The sequence below is a fragment of the Kaistella rhinocerotis genome (assembly GCF_030243905.1).
GTDB lineage: Bacteria > Bacteroidota > Bacteroidia > Flavobacteriales > Weeksellaceae > Kaistella > Kaistella rhinocerotis.
This window is the reverse complement of sequence record NZ_JASSYY010000001.1, coordinates 272,171-288,666: the sequence shown is the minus strand read 5'-3', so window position 1 is coordinate 288,666 and position 16,496 is coordinate 272,171. Positions and strand designations below refer to the sequence as shown.

The following is a 16,496-nucleotide window of genomic DNA, read 5'->3' as shown; positions in this document are numbered from 1 at the left end:
GCGCACACGAAAATTCAAACTATTAATTTCCAATTCTTATCTAAACTTCAGTAAAATGCCCGAAAATATTCAGCAAAAAATCGAGGCGCTGCGCAAAGAAATTCACCAGCACAACTACAGCTATTACACGCTGGATGAAGCTACAATTTCAGATTTTGAATTTGACATGAAGCTCAAAGAGCTTCAGGATCTTGAAACTCAGTTTCCACAATACTTTGATGCAAATTCGCCTACACTTCGTGTGGGCGGCCAGGTGACGAAGGTATTTCCTACCGTTCAGCATCAGTTTCGGATGTATTCACTTGACAATTCTTATGATTTCAATGATTTGGATGAGTGGGAAAAGCGTTTGCGCAGAACTCTTGATGCACCGAGCGAGTTCGTTGCTGAACTAAAATATGACGGAGCCTCCATTTCAATCCTGTACGAAAACGGAAAACTGAAGGAAGCCGTTACGCGCGGCGATGGTTTCCAGGGTGACGAAATCACTTCCAATGTTCGAACAATCTCGGCAATTCCCATGCAATTGCACGGAGATTATCCTGAACGATTTTTTATGCGGGGTGAAATTTACCTTACCCGCGAAAATTTTGACAAAATAAACGCACGCCGTGCAGACGAAGGTCTCGATCCTTTTATGAATCCGCGCAATACAGCATCGGGAAGCCTTAAAATACAGGACTCTGCGGAAGTGCGCAAGAGAGGATTATCGGCCGCGATGTACCAGTTTGTAGCCGAAAAAACAGATGCGGAGACACACTGGCAGCTACTGCAAAAAGCCAAATCCTGGGGCTTCAGCATTTCAGGACAGGCGAAGCTGTGCAGCAACATTGAGGAAGTAAAAGAATTCATTAATCATTGGGAAGAAAATAGACATATCCTACCTTTCGACATTGACGGTATTGTGGTTAAAGTAAACAGCCTCGCGCAACAGCGCACGCTCGGTTTTACAGCGAAGTCACCACGCTGGGCCATGGCCCACAAGTACAAAGCGGAAAAAGCCGAAACAGAATTACTGGCCGTAACCTATCAGGTAGGGCGAACAGGGGCCATCACACCAGTTGCCAACCTTAGCCCCGTTTTACTGGCCGGCACCGTTGTAAAACGCGCGAGTCTCCATAATGAGGATATTATCAGAAAACTTGACTTGCACCAAAACGATTTCGTGTATGTAGAAAAAGGTGGGGAAATCATTCCAAAGATTGTTGGTGTGAATTTATCGCGTCGACAGACGGATTCCGCCGCGATCCAATACATCCGGAACTGCCCGGAATGCGGAACTGAATTGGTTCGAGTTAAAGATCAGGCCATCCATTTTTGCCCGAATGAACTTCACTGTCCGCCACAAGTGATTGGACGGATGATCCATTATGTATCGAGGAAAGCATTAAATATCGAGAACTTAGGAAGCGAAACAATTGAACAACTCTACCGCGAAAAACTGATTGAAAACCCTGCGGATTTTTACGCATTGACCACGGAACAGCTCCTCCCGCTTGAAAGAATGGCGGAAAAATCGGCCCAAAATATCATCAAAGGCATTGAAGATTCTAAAAAAGTGCCCTTCGAAAAGGTGCTTTTCGGCATCGGGATCAAGCATGTAGGTGAAACAGTGGCAAAAAAACTTGTCAAAAATTTCAACAGTATTAACGAGCTGATGAACACCAAAGTTGAAGAACTTGTTCAGGTGGAAGACATCGGCGTAAAGATTGCCGAAAGCATCAATGAATTCTTCCGGAATCCTGAAAATATCCTGATGATCGAGCGTCTGAAATCTTATGGAGTACAACTTGAAAAAACTTCAGGTTCCAGCGGGATTCTTAGCAATTCGCTGCAGGACAAAACATTTCTTTTCACAGGAAAACTTTCGCTCTTCACACGTGAGGACGCTGAAGATATGGTAGAAAAACATGGCGGGAAAAACATTTCGGCTGTATCCAAAAACCTGAACTATCTGGTTGTTGGTGAAAAAGCAGGCAGCAAACTGAAGAAAGCCCAACAGATCGGCACAATCGGAATCATCGATGAGCAGCAGTTTCTGGACCTTCTTGAAGTATAAAATTAAATATTTAATAAAAAAATACCGCTGAAAATTCAGCGGTATATTAATTTAAAACAAATTATTAAAAACTCACTACGCGAACATCGATCCTTCTGTTCTGTGCTTTACACTCATCGGTATCATTGGCCTCACAAACCGGAAACAGGGGTCCGTAACCTTCCGTTTCGATTCTCTCACCTGCGATTCCCATTTCAAGAAGTTTCAGTTTAGCAGTCTGTGCTCTGAGGTTTGACAACTTAAGATTGGTATCAGCGTTTCCGGTGTCATCAGTATAACCACCCAATTTGATCTTTAAGGTTGGATAGTCATTCATAATCTCCGCCAAATTAGCCAGCGCAACATCAGCACCCGGCTTTAGGTCGCTGCTTCCGCTTACAAAATGCAGATTTTCAATCGTGTACCAATTGTTTGGGTTGAGAACGGCCTGATCCTGGAGTTTGATTCCGTTATACATCGCGTACAGCTGGCTGTTTTCACCCATTGCAATGGTTTTATTGGAAAGCTTTACCTCCTGAATTTCTCCAGTATCATACACAAAATCACCTTCATCATTCAGTTGACCGCGAACTTCGGCTGGTTGTGAAACTACACCCGCATCCATACCTGTTGCGGCTTCAACTACCGCTACATTGCCCACGGCAGCGTTTAACGCTTCAATTTTTTCAAGACGGTTTTGGTCAATCTGGTCTTTGTGCATGATGGCTAACGTAGGCGCAATAACAAGCGAAACAATAGACATCAACTTGATAAGGATGTTCATTGAAGGTCCGGAAGTATCTTTAAATGGATCACCTACCGTATCACCGGTCACCGAAGCTTTATGTGGCTCAGAACCTTTGTAGAAAGTCTCTCCATTGATGTCTACACCTTTTTCAAATGATTTTTTCGCATTGTCCCAAGCGCCACCGGCGTTGTTTTGGAACATTCCCATCAACACTCCGGAAACGGTGGCTCCTGCGAGGAAGCCTCCCAAAACCTCAGGTCCAAAGATGAAACCGACCAACAGTGGCGAAATAAGTGCAATAGCACCGGGAAGAAGCATTTTTCTGATCGAAGCATCGGTAGAGATCGCCACACACTTTTCATATTCTGGCGTCGCTTTTCCTTCCAGGATTCCCGGAATTTCGCGGAACTGACGGCGAACTTCCTCCACCATCGCCATCGCTGCTTCACCTACTGCTTTGATTGCCAGTGAAGAGAAGATAAACGGTATCATAGCGCCCACAAATAGTCCGGCCAACACATCAGCTCTGTAAATATCGATACCATCAATACCTGCAATCCCTACGAAAGCTGCAAAAAGCGCAAGCGCAGTAAGTGCTGCAGAAGCGATTGCAAATCCTTTTCCTGAAGCCGCCGTCGTGTTACCTACAGCATCCAGGATATCTGTTTTTTCACGAACTTCCTTCGGTAATTCACTCATTTCGGCAATACCTCCTGCGTTATCCGCGATTGGTCCGAATGCATCAATCGCAAGCTGCATCGCTGTAGTAGCCATCATCCCGGCCGCGGCGATCGCCACACCATAAAGTCCGGCGCACAGATACGATCCGTAAATCCCGCCTGCCAAAACGATGATCGGTAAAAGTGTAGATTCCATCCCGACGGAAAGTCCGCCGATAATGTTGGTCGCGTGGCCCGTAGAAGATTGTTTTACAATACTTTTCACCGGTCTTTTACCCATCGCGGTATAATATTCGGTGATGATACTCATCAGCGTTCCTACGACGAGACCTACGATTATAGCACCGAACACACCCATTTTGGTGAATTCATGTCCGCGAAGGCTCATGGTTTCAGGAAGCAAATAATTGACAAGGAAATAAGACGAAATCGCTGTGATAATGATACTTCCCCAGTTTCCGAAATTCAGCGCGTTCTGAACCGGCGCCGTGTCTAATTCTGTAGCTTCGCCAATCTTCACGAACAGCGTTCCGATAATAGAGAATATAATCCCTGTTCCTGCGATTAGCATTGGCAAAAGTATTGGCGCGAAACCGCCAAACAAGTCCTGTGACATCGTCTCACGACCTAAAACCATTGTTGCCAGAACAGTCGCAACATAAGAACCGAACAAATCGGCGCCCATTCCGGCAACGTCACCTACGTTATCTCCTACGTTATCTGCGATGGTAGCAGGGTTACGCGGGTCATCTTCCGGAATTCCAGCCTCCACTTTGCCAACAAGGTCAGCACCTACGTCAGCGGCTTTAGTATAAATGCCACCACCTACTCTGGCGAAAAGTGCGATAGATTCAGCTCCGAGTGAGAAACCGGTCAGGATTTCAATCGTCCTTTCCATTTCGTGCGAGTCTACAGCAGAGTTAGGCGCAAAGACCTGTTTAATGATGATATAAAGTGCGCCCAGACCTAAAACTGCAAGTCCCGCAACGCCCATTCCCATCACGGAACCTCCGGCAAATGAAACTTTTAAAGCTTTAGAAAGTGAAGTTCGCGCAGCTTCCGCGGTACGGACGTTTGCTTTGGTGGCAATGTTCATCCCGATAAAACCCGCAAGTGCGGATAGGAATGCGCCAAAAACGAAAGCAAGACCGATGCTCCAGTGAGAATTGGCGTTTGATGCGCCCATCAGAGCGAGCAAAATTGCAACAACGATTACGAAGTACATCAGGATCTTGTACTCTGCTTTTAAGAAGGCCATTGCCCCATCTGCAATGTGGCCACTGATCTCTTTCATTCGGTCGTTTCCGGCACTTTGTTTACTTACCCAGGCACTTTGGGCAAACGTGTAAATCAGTCCAATAATCCCAAAAATGGGCACCAGCAGGAATAAATTCATAGTTTATTTGTTTTAATGTTAAGCTTTTGTTAATAAAAACCGTTATCGAAAATACAATTTTTTTTTTAACTAGCACCTTTATAAAAAACAAAAGACAGGCTTAAAAACCTGTCTTTTATCGTGTTATTTTAAGTGTAATCTATCCACCAAACTTGCTCGCATAATCCTTTTGGGAAGCGGCAATAACTTTTTTTGCATGCTCAGCACCATAAACCTCCTGAATCCTGCATTTCGCCGGTTCGTCCGGAAGATTTTTGTATGTGAGGAAGTAATGCATCAGTCTCTTCACCTCCGCTTGTGGCAATTCAAGGATGTCACGGAAATGTCCAAAGGCATGGTCACCTTTCATTACAGCAACGATCTTATCATCGGCTTCACCTTTGTCAATCATCTTAAATCCACCGATTGGGATGGCTTCCATCAACATTCCACCTGCGTGGATATTATGCGAGCTCAGCACGCAGATATCAAGCGGATCCAAATCGCCCATCGTAACGTCTTCAGCACCGCTTTCAAGCGCAAGTTTCAAAACTTCGTCATGGCAATAGGTACGCGGAATAAAACCGTAAAGTGCAGGAATTATATTCGAAAACTGCTGCGGACGGTCAACTTTGAGATAACCGCTTTGTTTGTCTATTTCATATTTTATCGTGTCGCTTGGTACGATCTCTACGAAGACATTTACAACATCGGGCACCTCCGTTCCGGCGGAAATACCGTGCCAAGGATGTGCTTTAAAATTTGGTATCATTTTTTATTTTTAGTTTACTATTAAATGTTCTTTTCTTAATTCATCAATTGTGCGGGCCACGAAATCTTCACTGTTCATATAATTCATGAGGAAAACGGTTTTAAATTCATCCAATGTGGAATTCGCGCCCAAATCCTCATACGTTGTTCGTAACAAATGCAGGACATTCCCTTTAGCACTGACCACATTTTTCCAGGTAGCCTTACTTATATAAAGCTGCTGAGAAGCATTATAATCAAACTCTTCCGTTATGCTTTTCTCAATCAGGAAAACGAATTCATGCGGCGCGAGATTGCGGTCGAATTTTGTCACGAGGTTTGAAGGTTTCAGCCGTTCAAGAAAAAGCGTAATGCGTTCGTAAGCGTTCACGCGCTGTTCGGCACTGCCTTTTACGGTAAGCAGTATGAGCTCCTTATTTTTCAGTTTGATATAGCTGAACACGAACTGCCGCATGAAAACCAAAAACGGAATCGCGAGCAGAAGAGCAAATACATACGGGAAATAAGGCCAATCAATCATTTCAAATATCGAGGTGGCAAAATTACTCAAAAAATAACCTCGGTGAGCCAGAATGCACTAAATCTTTGAGACTTTGAAGATAATTTCGCGCTTGCCGTCACCCAATGACATTTTGCGCCGCGCTTCACTGCTAAAATTTCGGCGGTAATCAATACGTTCTACTTTAACTTCAGGTCTGCTGACACGTGCAGAAAAATCAAGACCATAGAGACGCTGCAGGTCTATTTCGCCATATAATTTAAGTTTTTCTTCTGCTGAATCTGCGCGGCTAGGCTCTTCGATGGTGAACGCCGAATCCGGATTCAAAAGTGACAGGAAAAATATCGTTCCAGACGGTTTCAGCACGCGGTAAAGCTCCGTGACGGCCTTTTCTTCATCGGGAACGTGACCCAAAACATGCGAACAGATGATATAGTCGAAGTGATTATGGGGGAATTTTATATCCGTGATGTCCATTTGCGTCCTCGCAAAATTCGGATTTAAATCAGCGTCGATATACTTTGGATTTGGTAAAAGCTTTTGCTTCAAAACTTCTTCCGGAGCAAAATGTAAAATATGAGGCGAATCCTGAAAGATTTCCGTCTCGTTTTTTAGATACAGATACAGAAGCCGCGTCCGTTCGAGCGAGCCACAGTTCGGACAGATTGCATTGTCGCGCGATTCAAGTCCGTTGCCTTTGCTTAAAAATTTAGAAAAAGATTGTTCACAGCAAGGGCAATACACGTTGTTACCGGAAAGTGTGAGTGCTTTTAACTTTCGCAAAATGATGTGCAGCTGCAACCGTAGTTTCTCAGAAAATAATTGCCGGTAAATACTTCTAATCATCTCCTGATTTTATTTTTATTCAAAAAAGCCTTCCAAAAATAATAAAAATACTCCGTTTTGATGATTTCTTCCGCGGTGTAAGGCTGTTCCATCAAAATCCGGTGCTGATGTTTCTCGTAAAAGTCTTTTTTAAGTCCTGAAACGCCGCAGGATTTTTCAATCTCTCCTTCCGTAAATAACCATTCAAAAAACTCATTTTTTATTCCATGGTCGCCGTACGGGAACGCGAAAAACAACTTACCAACGCCTAAGGCTTTTAAAAATCTGTTTGTCGAGACAATTTCAGTCTTTTGTTCACTGAAACTCAGCGTATTAAAATTGCGGTGCGTTTCGCTGTGATTTCCGATGGTGAAACCGGCCTTTTTAAGTTCAATTACCTGGTTTTTAGAAAGATACGGTTGGTGATCGTGTAAATATTGCTTAAAATCGATTCCAAGCAAATTTGCAATTTGATCTATTTTTGTCTCATTTTTGAGTTCCGAAATATTTTTAAATATTTGATTTTCATTAATTTTCAGATAATCGGCAGCCTTTGTCGAATTATAAGACGAATTTTTGATCTCGTTCAGCAACAGCGAGCGTTTGTGTGAAACGAACATCTTTTTATTATCGATGAAATGGGTTGTTACAAAAAATGTTGCATGAATTTGACGTTCAGCTAAAAGCGGAAAAACCACGTCGTACATTTCGCGCATCCCGTCGTCGAATGAAAGGTGAAAATGTCTTGAAAATCCATTAGCTATTTCGATAGGAACACTTTCAAAATTCTGCGTGAAGAAATCGAGATCGGCGATGAAATCTTTTTCCGTCCTGAAATAAGTCAATTCTGAAAAGTGAGGTTTTAGCTCATCAGAAACCGCGTGGTAAAAAGGCAGCACGAGTTTTTGCCCGGTAATTTTAATTAGAAAATCCAGACTAATCGGTGCCGAAAGTGTCCTCATGATATGTTGCAGACTGTTTTTCACCTTAAAAATTTAGCTTTAAACAAATTTTTGAGCAGCGCGCTTCTGCTATGTTGAATTACAGGATAAGTCGTCATCACAGCGCCAAAGCTTTTAAAAAAAAGTTCGATTCCCCGAATATTTCCGCCCATGAAATCAAGCGCTTTTTCTGCAATGTTTTCTTTCAAAAATTCATTGACCACGAAGGATGAAGCATTTAAATTTTTAAAATTTTCATCATTGATCAAAGCCAGTAGACCAAAGCTTTGGTCAGTTTCTGTTAAAACCGCCAGCGAAACCAGTTTTCCACCCGCATACACATGACGGAAGTGAAGTTTCCTGGAATATTTCTGGACAAATTCCACAAAACTTCTGATTTCATCTGTTTTATTCAAACCTTTAAAATGTGTTTGAATAAACTCAAAAGTTTCAATATCCGCCATTTTTGATGACATTTCCAAACCAGAAATCTTTTTGATATCTGATTTTCTTCCTTTTTTAAAACCTTTCCGCGAAAGCAAATCATAATCCTGCTTTGCAATCACATAATTTTTTCGCGTAGGCAATACGACGTCCAACGAATTCCTTTCGTTGAACGCATAAGTTTGGACGGCGTAATTCTTTACTAATTTCCTGTAAAACAATAGATTAACTTGAGCATCATCATCTTTCCCAAAAATTCCGAGTTGTTGTATAAAGAGCGGCATCGCAACAAATCTAAAACCGAACTTAACAGTCACCGGAACCGGCATTACGTATTCATAATCACCGTAAACCAGAAGTTCCCAGCGTTTGCACTTTAGGTCGAGAACCGCCGGATCGGCATAAATATTCTGCTGAAAAGAATTTTCGATACAGCGAGAGTAAGCCATCAAATCTATGTCGGACCCGATCAATCTTTTAATCATAACATACTTTCGTCAGCAAAACTGAAATACGAATTCTGCGCTATTATCACATGATCGAGCAGCTGAATATTTAAAATCTTACCGGCTTCCGCGATTTGCTTGGTAATCTTAACGTCTTCGGTGCTCGGCTTCAAATTGCCCGACGGATGGTTATGAGCGATCACCAAAGCCGTGGCAAACTGGTCTATCGCTGCTTTAAACAAGATCCGCACGTCTACAACCGATTGATTAATACCACCAGACGAAAGTTGAGATTTTCCCAGCACGCGGTTATTTTGATTTAAAAATATCGCCCAGAACTCTTCTGTCTGTAAATCTGACAAAAACGGACTCAACAGGAGAAATATATCATTACTTGATTTGATTTGAGTGCGCTCCGGAATTTCCTGCGCTGCGCGCCGCCGACCGATCTCGAGAGCTGCTGCAATAGAAATCGCTTTTGCCTCGCCGATACCTTTAAATTTCATAAGATCCGCAATCTGCAGCCGTGAAAGATGATGCCAATTGTTTTCCACACTTTGCAGAATCTTTCGCGCCAACTCTACTGCTGATTCGTCCCGGCTGCCGCTGCCCATGATGATTGCCAATAACTCCGCATCGGAAAGCGCATTTTTGCCTTTAAACAAAAATTTTTCGCGCGGCCGGTCGTCTTCTGCAAGAAATTTAAGTGACATATCGGGTTATTTTGGCTAATTGAAAACGGCAAACAGGTTAATCAATTTAAATGATAAGACCGTCCTTCATCACCAGTTTTCTGTCTGTCGTATTGGCCAGATGGGCGTTGTGCGTTACAATAACAAAAGTCTGGTTGTATTTATCGCGGAGATCGAAAAAAAGCTGATGCAGGTCATCGGCATTTTTAGAATCCAGGTTTCCGGTGGGTTCATCGGCGAAGATAATCTTCGGCGAGTTTATCAAAGCGCGCGCAACTGCTGCACGCTGTGCTTCACCGCCAGACATTTCGCTCGGTTTGTGATGAAGACGGTGAGCAATATTAAGATCTTCAAATAGTGAGTAGGCTTTATCGAGTGACTCGCGCTCATTTTTGCCGGAGATCCGAGTTGGAAGCAAGACGTTTTCAAGTGCAGTGAATTCAGGTAAAAGCTGGTGAAACTGAAATACAAATCCAATATTTTCATTCCGGAACTTTGAAAGCTGACGGTCATTCATATTGATGAAAGATTTCTTGTCGAGTGCTAATTCGGTATTGAAGCCTTTCGGATTTGTGGACGTGTCCAGCGTACCCAAAATCTGCAGAAGCGTAGATTTTCCCGCACCGGATTCGCCGACGATGGACACTACTTCTCCCTCCAAAATATGAAGGTCGACTCCTTTTAAAACCTCTAAATCGCCGTAAGATTTGTGGATATTCTTTGCTCTGATCATAGTTTCAAAAATAGTGAATTGATTTGATTATTAAACTAAAAAAACCTCCCAAAACGATTGGAAGGCTTTTTATAATCAAGAAAATTATTTTAGAGGAGCAGCGTAAGCGGTTGCTCCAAATACGTTTTCAATGTTTGCAGGAACTGAGCTCCGGTAGCACCATCCACAACTCTGTGGTCGCATGCAAGCGAAAGTTTCATGGTGTTTCCTACAACGATCTGCCCGTTTTTCACCACCGGTTTTTCAACGATCGCACCCACGGAAAGAATCGCTGAATTTGGCTGATTGATGATTGAGGTAAATGTTTCGATACCAAACATTCCTAAATTTGAAACCGAGAATGTAGAACCTTCCATCTCGTTGGCTTTCAGACCTTTCGATTTGGCACGGCCTGCCATATCTTTCACAGCGGCTGATATTTGGTTATAATTCATCTGATCTGTATTTTTCAAAACAGGAACAACTAAGCCGTCCGGAATCGCCACTGCGACACCAATATTGATGTTCCCGTGATGAACTATCTTGTCTGAATGCCAAGTAGAGTTCACCTGGGGATGCTTTCTCAGAGCCATTGCGGTAGCTTTGATCACCATGTCATTGAATGAAATTTTGGTATCCGGCAATAAATTGATTTCCTTACGGGCCTCAATTGATTTATCCATGTCTACCTCTACGATGAGATAGTAATGCGGCGCGGTGAATTTACTTTCAGAAAGACGTTTTGCAATGATAGTTCTAACCTGCGAGTTTGGCGTCTCGGAGTCTTCACCCTGAATAAATGCAGGAGTAGCAGCTGCTTTAGCCTGTGGAGCGGCAGTTGAACTTTCCGTGCTTTGAGATTTTTGCGACTGTGCGTCAGCTTTAAATCCTTCAACATCTTTTTTCACGATCCTGCCATTTTCGCCAGAACCGGTAAGCGCGTTAACATCGATTCCTTTGTCTTCAGCAATCTTTCTGGCCAATGGTGAAATGGCAATACGATCCTGATTAGAAGTTGCTGCACCTGGAGCACTTTCTTCTTTGTCCTTAGCCGGTGCTTCAGATTTTTCGGGTGTTTTCGCTGCCGCCTTCGGTGCGCCCGAAGTAAATGCAGAGACATCAGTTCCCGCAGGTCCGATGATAGCCAAAACCGTGTCCACCGGATTTGCGCCGCCTTCTTCGGTTCCCACATAAAGCAGTGTTCCGTTGAATTCAGATTCAAAATCCTGCACGGCTTTATCAGTTTCAATCTCGGCAAGGATATCCCCTTCTTTCACGGTGTCACCTACATTCTTATGCCATTTTGAAACTTTTCCTTCCGTCATCGTATCCGAAAGCCTCGGCATCGTGATGATTTCTACGCCTTTTGGTAGCTCAGCATTTTGCGCCTGAGTTCCTGTTTCGTTTTCTACAGGCTTGGTAGTTTCTACGTCAGTTACGTTTTGTTCAGTTTTATTTTCTTCAGGAATACCTTCAGTTTCTTTTGCGTCAGCCGACTTTGCGGATCCTCCTTCTTTCAAGGATGAAATGTCCTCACCTTCTTTCCCGATTATGGCAAGCACGCTGTCAACCGGTGCCGAACCACCTTCCTGAGTGCCGATATATAACAAAGTTCCGTTGATCTCAGACTCGAAATCCTGAACCGCTTTATCAGTTTCTATTTCCGCAAGAATATCGCCTTCTTTCACGGCATCGCCCACTTTTTTGTGCCATTTTGCCACTTTTCCCTCCGTCATCGTATCAGAAAGGCGGGGCATTGCAATTACTTCTGCCATTTTATTCGTCTATTATAGTTTATAAAAATTTGATAATCAAACGACTACCAAATTATTTTTAAAAAATTATTTTTTGTTCTCGTAAAGATCAAGGAAAGGATAATCTTCCTGTGCATACACATACTCGTATACTTTTTCAGCAGACGGATACGGAGATTCTTCCATGAAATCTACACACTCTTCCACGAATTCTTTAGATTTTTCGTCCAGTGCGCTAAGTTCATCTTCAGTGGCCCAGTTGTTTGACAGGATTCTCTGCTTAACGATCTCAATTGGGTCATCTTTTTTATGTTCTGCAACTTCATCTTTGCTTCTGTACGGCTCTGCATCAGACATAGAATGCCCTCTGTAACGGTAGGTTCTGGCTTCAATGAAAGTTGGTCCGTCGCCACGGCGTGCTCTTTCGATCGCTTCGTAGGCCGCTTCCGCCACTTTTTCAGGATCCATGGCATCTACCGGTAGACATGGCATTTCATAACCTAATCCTAATTTGTAGATATCTTCATGGTTTGCAGTTCTTTTCACAGAAGTTCCCATCGCATATTGGTTGTTCTCCACCACGAAAACCACCGGAAGTTTCCAGTTCATCGCCATGTTGAAAGTTTCGTGAAGTGATCCCTGACGTGCAGCACCATCGCCGAAAAAGCAAATGTTCACGCCGCCAGTCTCGAAATATTTATCCGCGAATGCAATACCTGCACCCAACGGGATTTGTCCGCCCACGATACCGTGACCGCCATAAAACCTTTTTTCTTTGCTGAAGATGTGCATTGATCCGCCCATACCGCCAGACGTTCCGGTAGCTTTACCACAAAGTTCAGCCAAAATTCTCTTCGGATCTACGCCCATCGCCATCGGGTGGATGTGGCATCGGTAAGCAGTGATCATGCTGTCTTTGGAAAGATCCATCGCATGTACGAAACCGGCCGGAATTGCTTCCTGGCCATTATATAAATGCAAAAAGCCTCTTATTTTCTGTTTAAGATAGAGAGAACGGCATTTGTCCTCAAACCTTCTCCACATCGTCATTTCTTCGTACCATTTTAGGTACACTTCTTTTGAAAATTCTTTCATGTTTAGTTGCAAATATTCCGCAAAAATACTAAAAAACTTTGTCTTAAGGCGAAGCATACTTGGAATAATTTTATGTCTTAAAAACTTTAAAAAGACCTATTTTTGAACAGATAATCATTAAAATGCCAAATACTAAAAACAGCACCGTCATCAATCTTTCGCGGTTTATCTCGAATTTTTTTAACCCGATTGTCTCACTGCTGATCTACTTTATCTACAGCAGCATTTATTTTTTCGAGCCGGGAAGCTCAGTGAACCGGTTTATACCAATTCTGCTGCTGATCATCCTTCCGATTGTCATCTGGCTGATCTGGAATGTAAAGAAAGGAAACTATACCAACCTGGATGTCTCAAACCGGCAGCAGCGCAAAGGTTTTTATTTCTTTATCAGCGGCGTCTTCTTCCTTTATTTGAGTTATGATTATTTGCGGAACGGTACCCTGGACCTGGTGATGCTTTTCCTGTTCATCCTGCTGCTGGCGCTGCAACTAAGTAACTACTTCGTGAAAAGTTCAATGCATACAGCCTTCAATGTTTATGTAGCGGCATTGTTTTTCTTTCGCGAACCTCTTTTGGGTTTTGCCTGGCTTCTTATTGCCGCGTTGGTCGGAATCACGCGCGTTGTCCTTGGGCGGCATACCGTAAAGGAGGTCTGCATGGGGGCAACCATCGCGGCGTTGGTTTCTTTTATTTATCTTTATGCAGCAATCCAAAATTTTAATTTATGAAAATAAGCCAACTCACACATAGTGAAGAAGTTCTGATGCGGATCATGTGGAAACTGAAATCTGCGCCGTTGAAAGAAATTTTAGCCGCGTATCCGGAGCCAAAACCGCATCAAAACACAGTCTCTACTTTCGTGAAGATTCTCACCGAAAAGAAATTTTTGTCTGTCGTAAAGGAAGGACGGATCTTTAGGTATGAAGTGGCTGTACCACGTAACTCTTACCGACTTTTCCTGCTGCAGAATCTGTTGGCCGGATATTTCGAAAATTCGGGTGACGAACTGATTAAGACACTTACGGAAAACGGACTTTGGGATTCCGAAGAAAATTCCAGTTTACCACGCGAAAAAGAGGTCAAAGAAGAAAATGCAGTGGGCGATTTCATCAACGAAATTACCGGTAAGAAAAAGCAGGATAAAAAAGAAAAGAAGAAAAAGAAGAAAAAAAATAAATAAGACCGCAATATGCTGCGCAAGTTTAAAGATAGTTACTACAAAATGGGCCAGGCCGTGGGTGAATTTCCGATGGTGCTGCTGATGGCATTTTTGGGTGCTGTCACACTGATGTGTTTTGCTGAGCTCAATTTTGATGCGCAGCCCGAAAACTTCTTTTTTGTAAAATTCACGCTTGTGTCTGTATTAGGTATTTCACTGATGTTCGCGCTGAAGATGCTGGCACAAAGGATTGGCAAAACGGTTTTTCTGGAAATCTGCGGTGTTTTGCTTTTAATCGCATTCTATTTTATCTTACCTCAAAAAGAAGATGATTTCACGGAAAAATTCGCGTTTCTACTCATCCCTACTTTTGTTCTTTCACATCTATTTGTGTCTTTTGCAGCGTTCTTGAGCCGCGAAAAAGAGCTGAATTTTTGGCAGTATAACAAAAATCTGTTTATCAATATCTTCCTCACGGCTATATTCACAGGCGTACTTACTGGTGGCGTAGAACTGGCGGTCCTGGCCGTGGATAAATTATTTGATTTTAATTTTAATGATAAGATTTACCCGCAAATCTTCTATTTGCTGAGTATTTTCGGGAGTGCTTTGATTTTTGTGCTTTTCAGTCAGGGCGGTTTGCGGACGCTGGAAAAAGACGGGAGTTATCCGGAAATTTTAAAGTTTTTTACGCAATACATCCTCATTCCGCTGCTAATCATCTACGCCTTCATACTCTATTTTTATGCGGCCAAGATCGTTTTTAAATGGGAACTTCCGCGTGGTTGGGTGTCCTACCTCATTCTCGCCTACTCCATTGTTGGGATTTTTGCGCTGCTGATCGTGCATCCTTTGAAACAGAATTCGGCTAAATCCTGGGTGCGAATGTTTTCAAGAATCTTTTATTTCTCACTTTTTCCGCTGCTCTTCCTTCTGTTTGTAGCGATTTTCACACGCATCCTGGAGTATGGCTATACGGAGCCACGATATTTTGTACTTCTTCTCGCCGTGTGGCTTGGGTCCGTGGTTTTGTATTTTAATTTGGCGCAAAAACCAACAATTAAATATATTCCGGTTAGCCTTTTTGTCTTCGGAATATTTTCACTTACGGTTCCTTATTTAAATACATTTTCAGTGGCCAAAAGAAGTCAGCGGGCTGAATTTTCAAAAATTTTAATTGAAAATAATCTTCTGAAAGATCAAAAAATTGATTTCGGAACTAAAGTAACTGACACCATTGCCGATGAAGTTTCAAATAAATTCATGTATTTAATGCAGCGCAGTGATTCGGCTTTTGTTGTTAATTTTTTGAGTGAAAAAGACCGGAGAGATATTTTTAAAGCCAAAAATCATCGACAATACGGCGGCTTGCGCGCACAGTTCAGCGATATAATTCCAGCAAAAAACACAGTGCAAACGAACCGGCTTGAAATCTTTTCGCAAAATAAGATACGCGACATTTCGGGCTATGACTATATGTTCTGTCCTGAAGATTTTGACCAAAAAATGACTGTAAACGTCGGAAATGATATTTTCATCTTTGAAAACATTTCAAATGTTAAAGATCCAACATTCAAAATTACGCTGAACAACAATAAAAGTTGGGATTTGAAACCATTTCTTAATGGCAAAATAGCGAAGTATAAAGTGCGCAGCGGCCGTGTGGAACAGGAAGAAATTTCCGCAGAGAAACAATTGGGAGACTATACGGTGAAAGTTTATTTTAATAATATCATTGCTGAAAAAGAGCTTGTGCAGCGCATGTATTTCAATGTAGGATATATTCTGATTGCGAAATAAATATTTACATAAACAAAAAGCGGCTCTCCAGAGGAAAGCCGCCATATTTTTGTTGTAGAATGATCTTACCAGTTAGATCCGCCACGGTTTCCACCGCCGTAACCACCACCGCCACGGTTTCCACCACCGTAACCGCCTCCACCACGATTGTTATCGAAGCTTCTTCTTGGTTTGTCTTCTCTTGGCTTAGCTTCAGAAACGTTAAGCTCCTTTCCGTCAAGTTCTTTTCCGTTAAGTGCTTCGATAGCGTTCTTGCCATCTTCGTCACCCATTTCTACGAAACCGAAACCTCTTGAACGGCCAGTTTCTCTGTCTGTAATGATTTTAGCCGAAGATACTTCGCCAAATTCTGAAAATAAATCCTGCAATGACTCTTCTCTTGTAGAGTAATTGATGTTTGAAACAAAAATGTTCATCATAAAAAAAAATTAAAAAAAAATTAATACTTGTTGAAATTATAAAAGAAATTCAGCGATGATGAACATAGTGAATTCGGATATAAAAACGGCTGCAAGAT

Annotated in this window: 15 protein-coding genes; 4 read left to right on the top strand and 11 right to left on the bottom strand. The window is 42.5% G+C overall.

The genetic code is table 11. From position 1 onward, the window contains the following. Positions 1 to 55: 55 nt before the first annotated feature. The gene (gene ligA / locus QEP06_RS01340) at positions 56 to 2,059 is read left to right on the top strand and encodes an NAD-dependent DNA ligase LigA (RefSeq protein WP_285268738.1); all 2,004 of its coding nucleotides are present in this window, start codon (positions 56 to 58) and stop codon (positions 2,057 to 2,059) included. A gap of 64 nt (positions 2,060 to 2,123) precedes the next feature. Here ligA and QEP06_RS01335 read toward each other — a convergent pair whose 3' ends face one another. The 10 genes from QEP06_RS01335 to pdhA form a co-directional block, all read right to left on the bottom strand. After that, positions 2,124 to 4,862 carry a sodium-translocating pyrophosphatase gene (locus QEP06_RS01335; protein ID WP_285268737.1) on the bottom strand — a complete coding sequence of 913 codons (2,739 nt, stop codon included), beginning with the start codon at positions 4,860 to 4,862 and terminating at the stop codon, positions 2,124 to 2,126. Positions 4,863 to 5,001: 139 nt separating this feature from the next. After that, complete coding sequence (locus QEP06_RS01330) at positions 5,002 to 5,613, bottom strand: inorganic pyrophosphatase (RefSeq protein ID WP_251833450.1); 612 nt, start codon at positions 5,611 to 5,613, stop codon at positions 5,002 to 5,004. A 9-nt stretch (positions 5,614 to 5,622) separates the two neighbouring features. After that, positions 5,623 to 6,132: a DUF7935 family protein gene (locus QEP06_RS01325; RefSeq protein ID WP_285268736.1), complete on the bottom strand. Its 510-nt coding sequence runs from the start codon at positions 6,130 to 6,132 to the stop codon at positions 5,623 to 5,625. Positions 6,133 to 6,189: 57 nt separating this feature from the next. Next, positions 6,190 to 6,957: a methyltransferase domain-containing protein gene (locus QEP06_RS01320; protein WP_285268735.1), complete on the bottom strand. Its 768-nt coding sequence runs from the start codon at positions 6,955 to 6,957 to the stop codon at positions 6,190 to 6,192. Continuing rightward, a complete protein-coding gene (locus tag QEP06_RS01315; protein ID WP_285268734.1) occupies positions 6,954 to 7,898 on the bottom strand; it encodes a polysaccharide deacetylase family protein in 945 nt (314 codons plus the stop codon). The genes QEP06_RS01320 and QEP06_RS01315 overlap by 4 nt, the downstream gene beginning before the upstream one ends. A 20-nt stretch (positions 7,899 to 7,918) precedes the next feature. Next, complete coding sequence (locus tag QEP06_RS01310) at positions 7,919 to 8,806, bottom strand: hypothetical protein (protein WP_285268733.1); 888 nt, start codon at positions 8,804 to 8,806, stop codon at positions 7,919 to 7,921. Continuing rightward, entirely contained in the window at positions 8,803 to 9,480 is a 678-nt protein-coding gene (radC, locus tag QEP06_RS01305; protein ID WP_285268732.1) for a RadC family protein, read from the bottom strand. Before radC ends, QEP06_RS01310 begins: the two co-directional genes overlap by 4 nt. A gap of 46 nt (positions 9,481 to 9,526) precedes the next feature. Further along, complete coding sequence (locus QEP06_RS01300) at positions 9,527 to 10,192, bottom strand: ABC transporter ATP-binding protein (RefSeq protein ID WP_285268731.1); 666 nt, start codon at positions 10,190 to 10,192, stop codon at positions 9,527 to 9,529. A gap of 89 nt (positions 10,193 to 10,281) precedes the next feature. Continuing rightward, positions 10,282 to 11,946: a pyruvate dehydrogenase complex dihydrolipoamide acetyltransferase gene (locus tag QEP06_RS01295; RefSeq protein ID WP_285268730.1), complete on the bottom strand. Its 1,665-nt coding sequence runs from the start codon at positions 11,944 to 11,946 to the stop codon at positions 10,282 to 10,284. A gap of 66 nt (positions 11,947 to 12,012) precedes the next feature. Beyond that, positions 12,013 to 13,020 carry a pyruvate dehydrogenase (acetyl-transferring) E1 component subunit alpha gene (pdhA, locus tag QEP06_RS01290; protein ID WP_285268729.1) on the bottom strand — a complete coding sequence of 336 codons (1,008 nt, stop codon included), beginning with the start codon at positions 13,018 to 13,020 and terminating at the stop codon, positions 12,013 to 12,015. A gap of 122 nt (positions 13,021 to 13,142) precedes the next feature. Between pdhA and QEP06_RS01285 the strand changes: the two genes are divergently transcribed. The 3 genes from QEP06_RS01285 to QEP06_RS01275 are packed head-to-tail and all read left to right on the top strand — an operon-like array spanning position 13,143 to position 15,979. Then, positions 13,143 to 13,748: a phosphatase PAP2 family protein gene (locus QEP06_RS01285; protein WP_285268728.1), complete on the top strand. Its 606-nt coding sequence runs from the start codon at positions 13,143 to 13,145 to the stop codon at positions 13,746 to 13,748. Continuing rightward, complete coding sequence (locus QEP06_RS01280) at positions 13,745 to 14,200, top strand: BlaI/MecI/CopY family transcriptional regulator (RefSeq protein WP_285268727.1); 456 nt, start codon at positions 13,745 to 13,747, stop codon at positions 14,198 to 14,200. Before QEP06_RS01285 ends, QEP06_RS01280 begins: the two co-directional genes overlap by 4 nt. Before the next feature lie 9 nt (positions 14,201 to 14,209). Continuing rightward, complete coding sequence (locus tag QEP06_RS01275) at positions 14,210 to 15,979, top strand: DUF4153 domain-containing protein (RefSeq protein WP_285268726.1); 1,770 nt, start codon at positions 14,210 to 14,212, stop codon at positions 15,977 to 15,979. Positions 15,980 to 16,044: 65 nt separating this feature from the next. Here QEP06_RS01275 and QEP06_RS01270 read toward each other — a convergent pair whose 3' ends face one another. Then, positions 16,045 to 16,395 (bottom strand): RNA recognition motif domain-containing protein, encoded by a 351-nt coding sequence (locus QEP06_RS01270; protein ID WP_285269363.1) that lies wholly within the window; start codon positions 16,393 to 16,395, stop codon positions 16,045 to 16,047. Between the last annotated feature and the right edge of the window lie 101 nt (positions 16,396 to 16,496).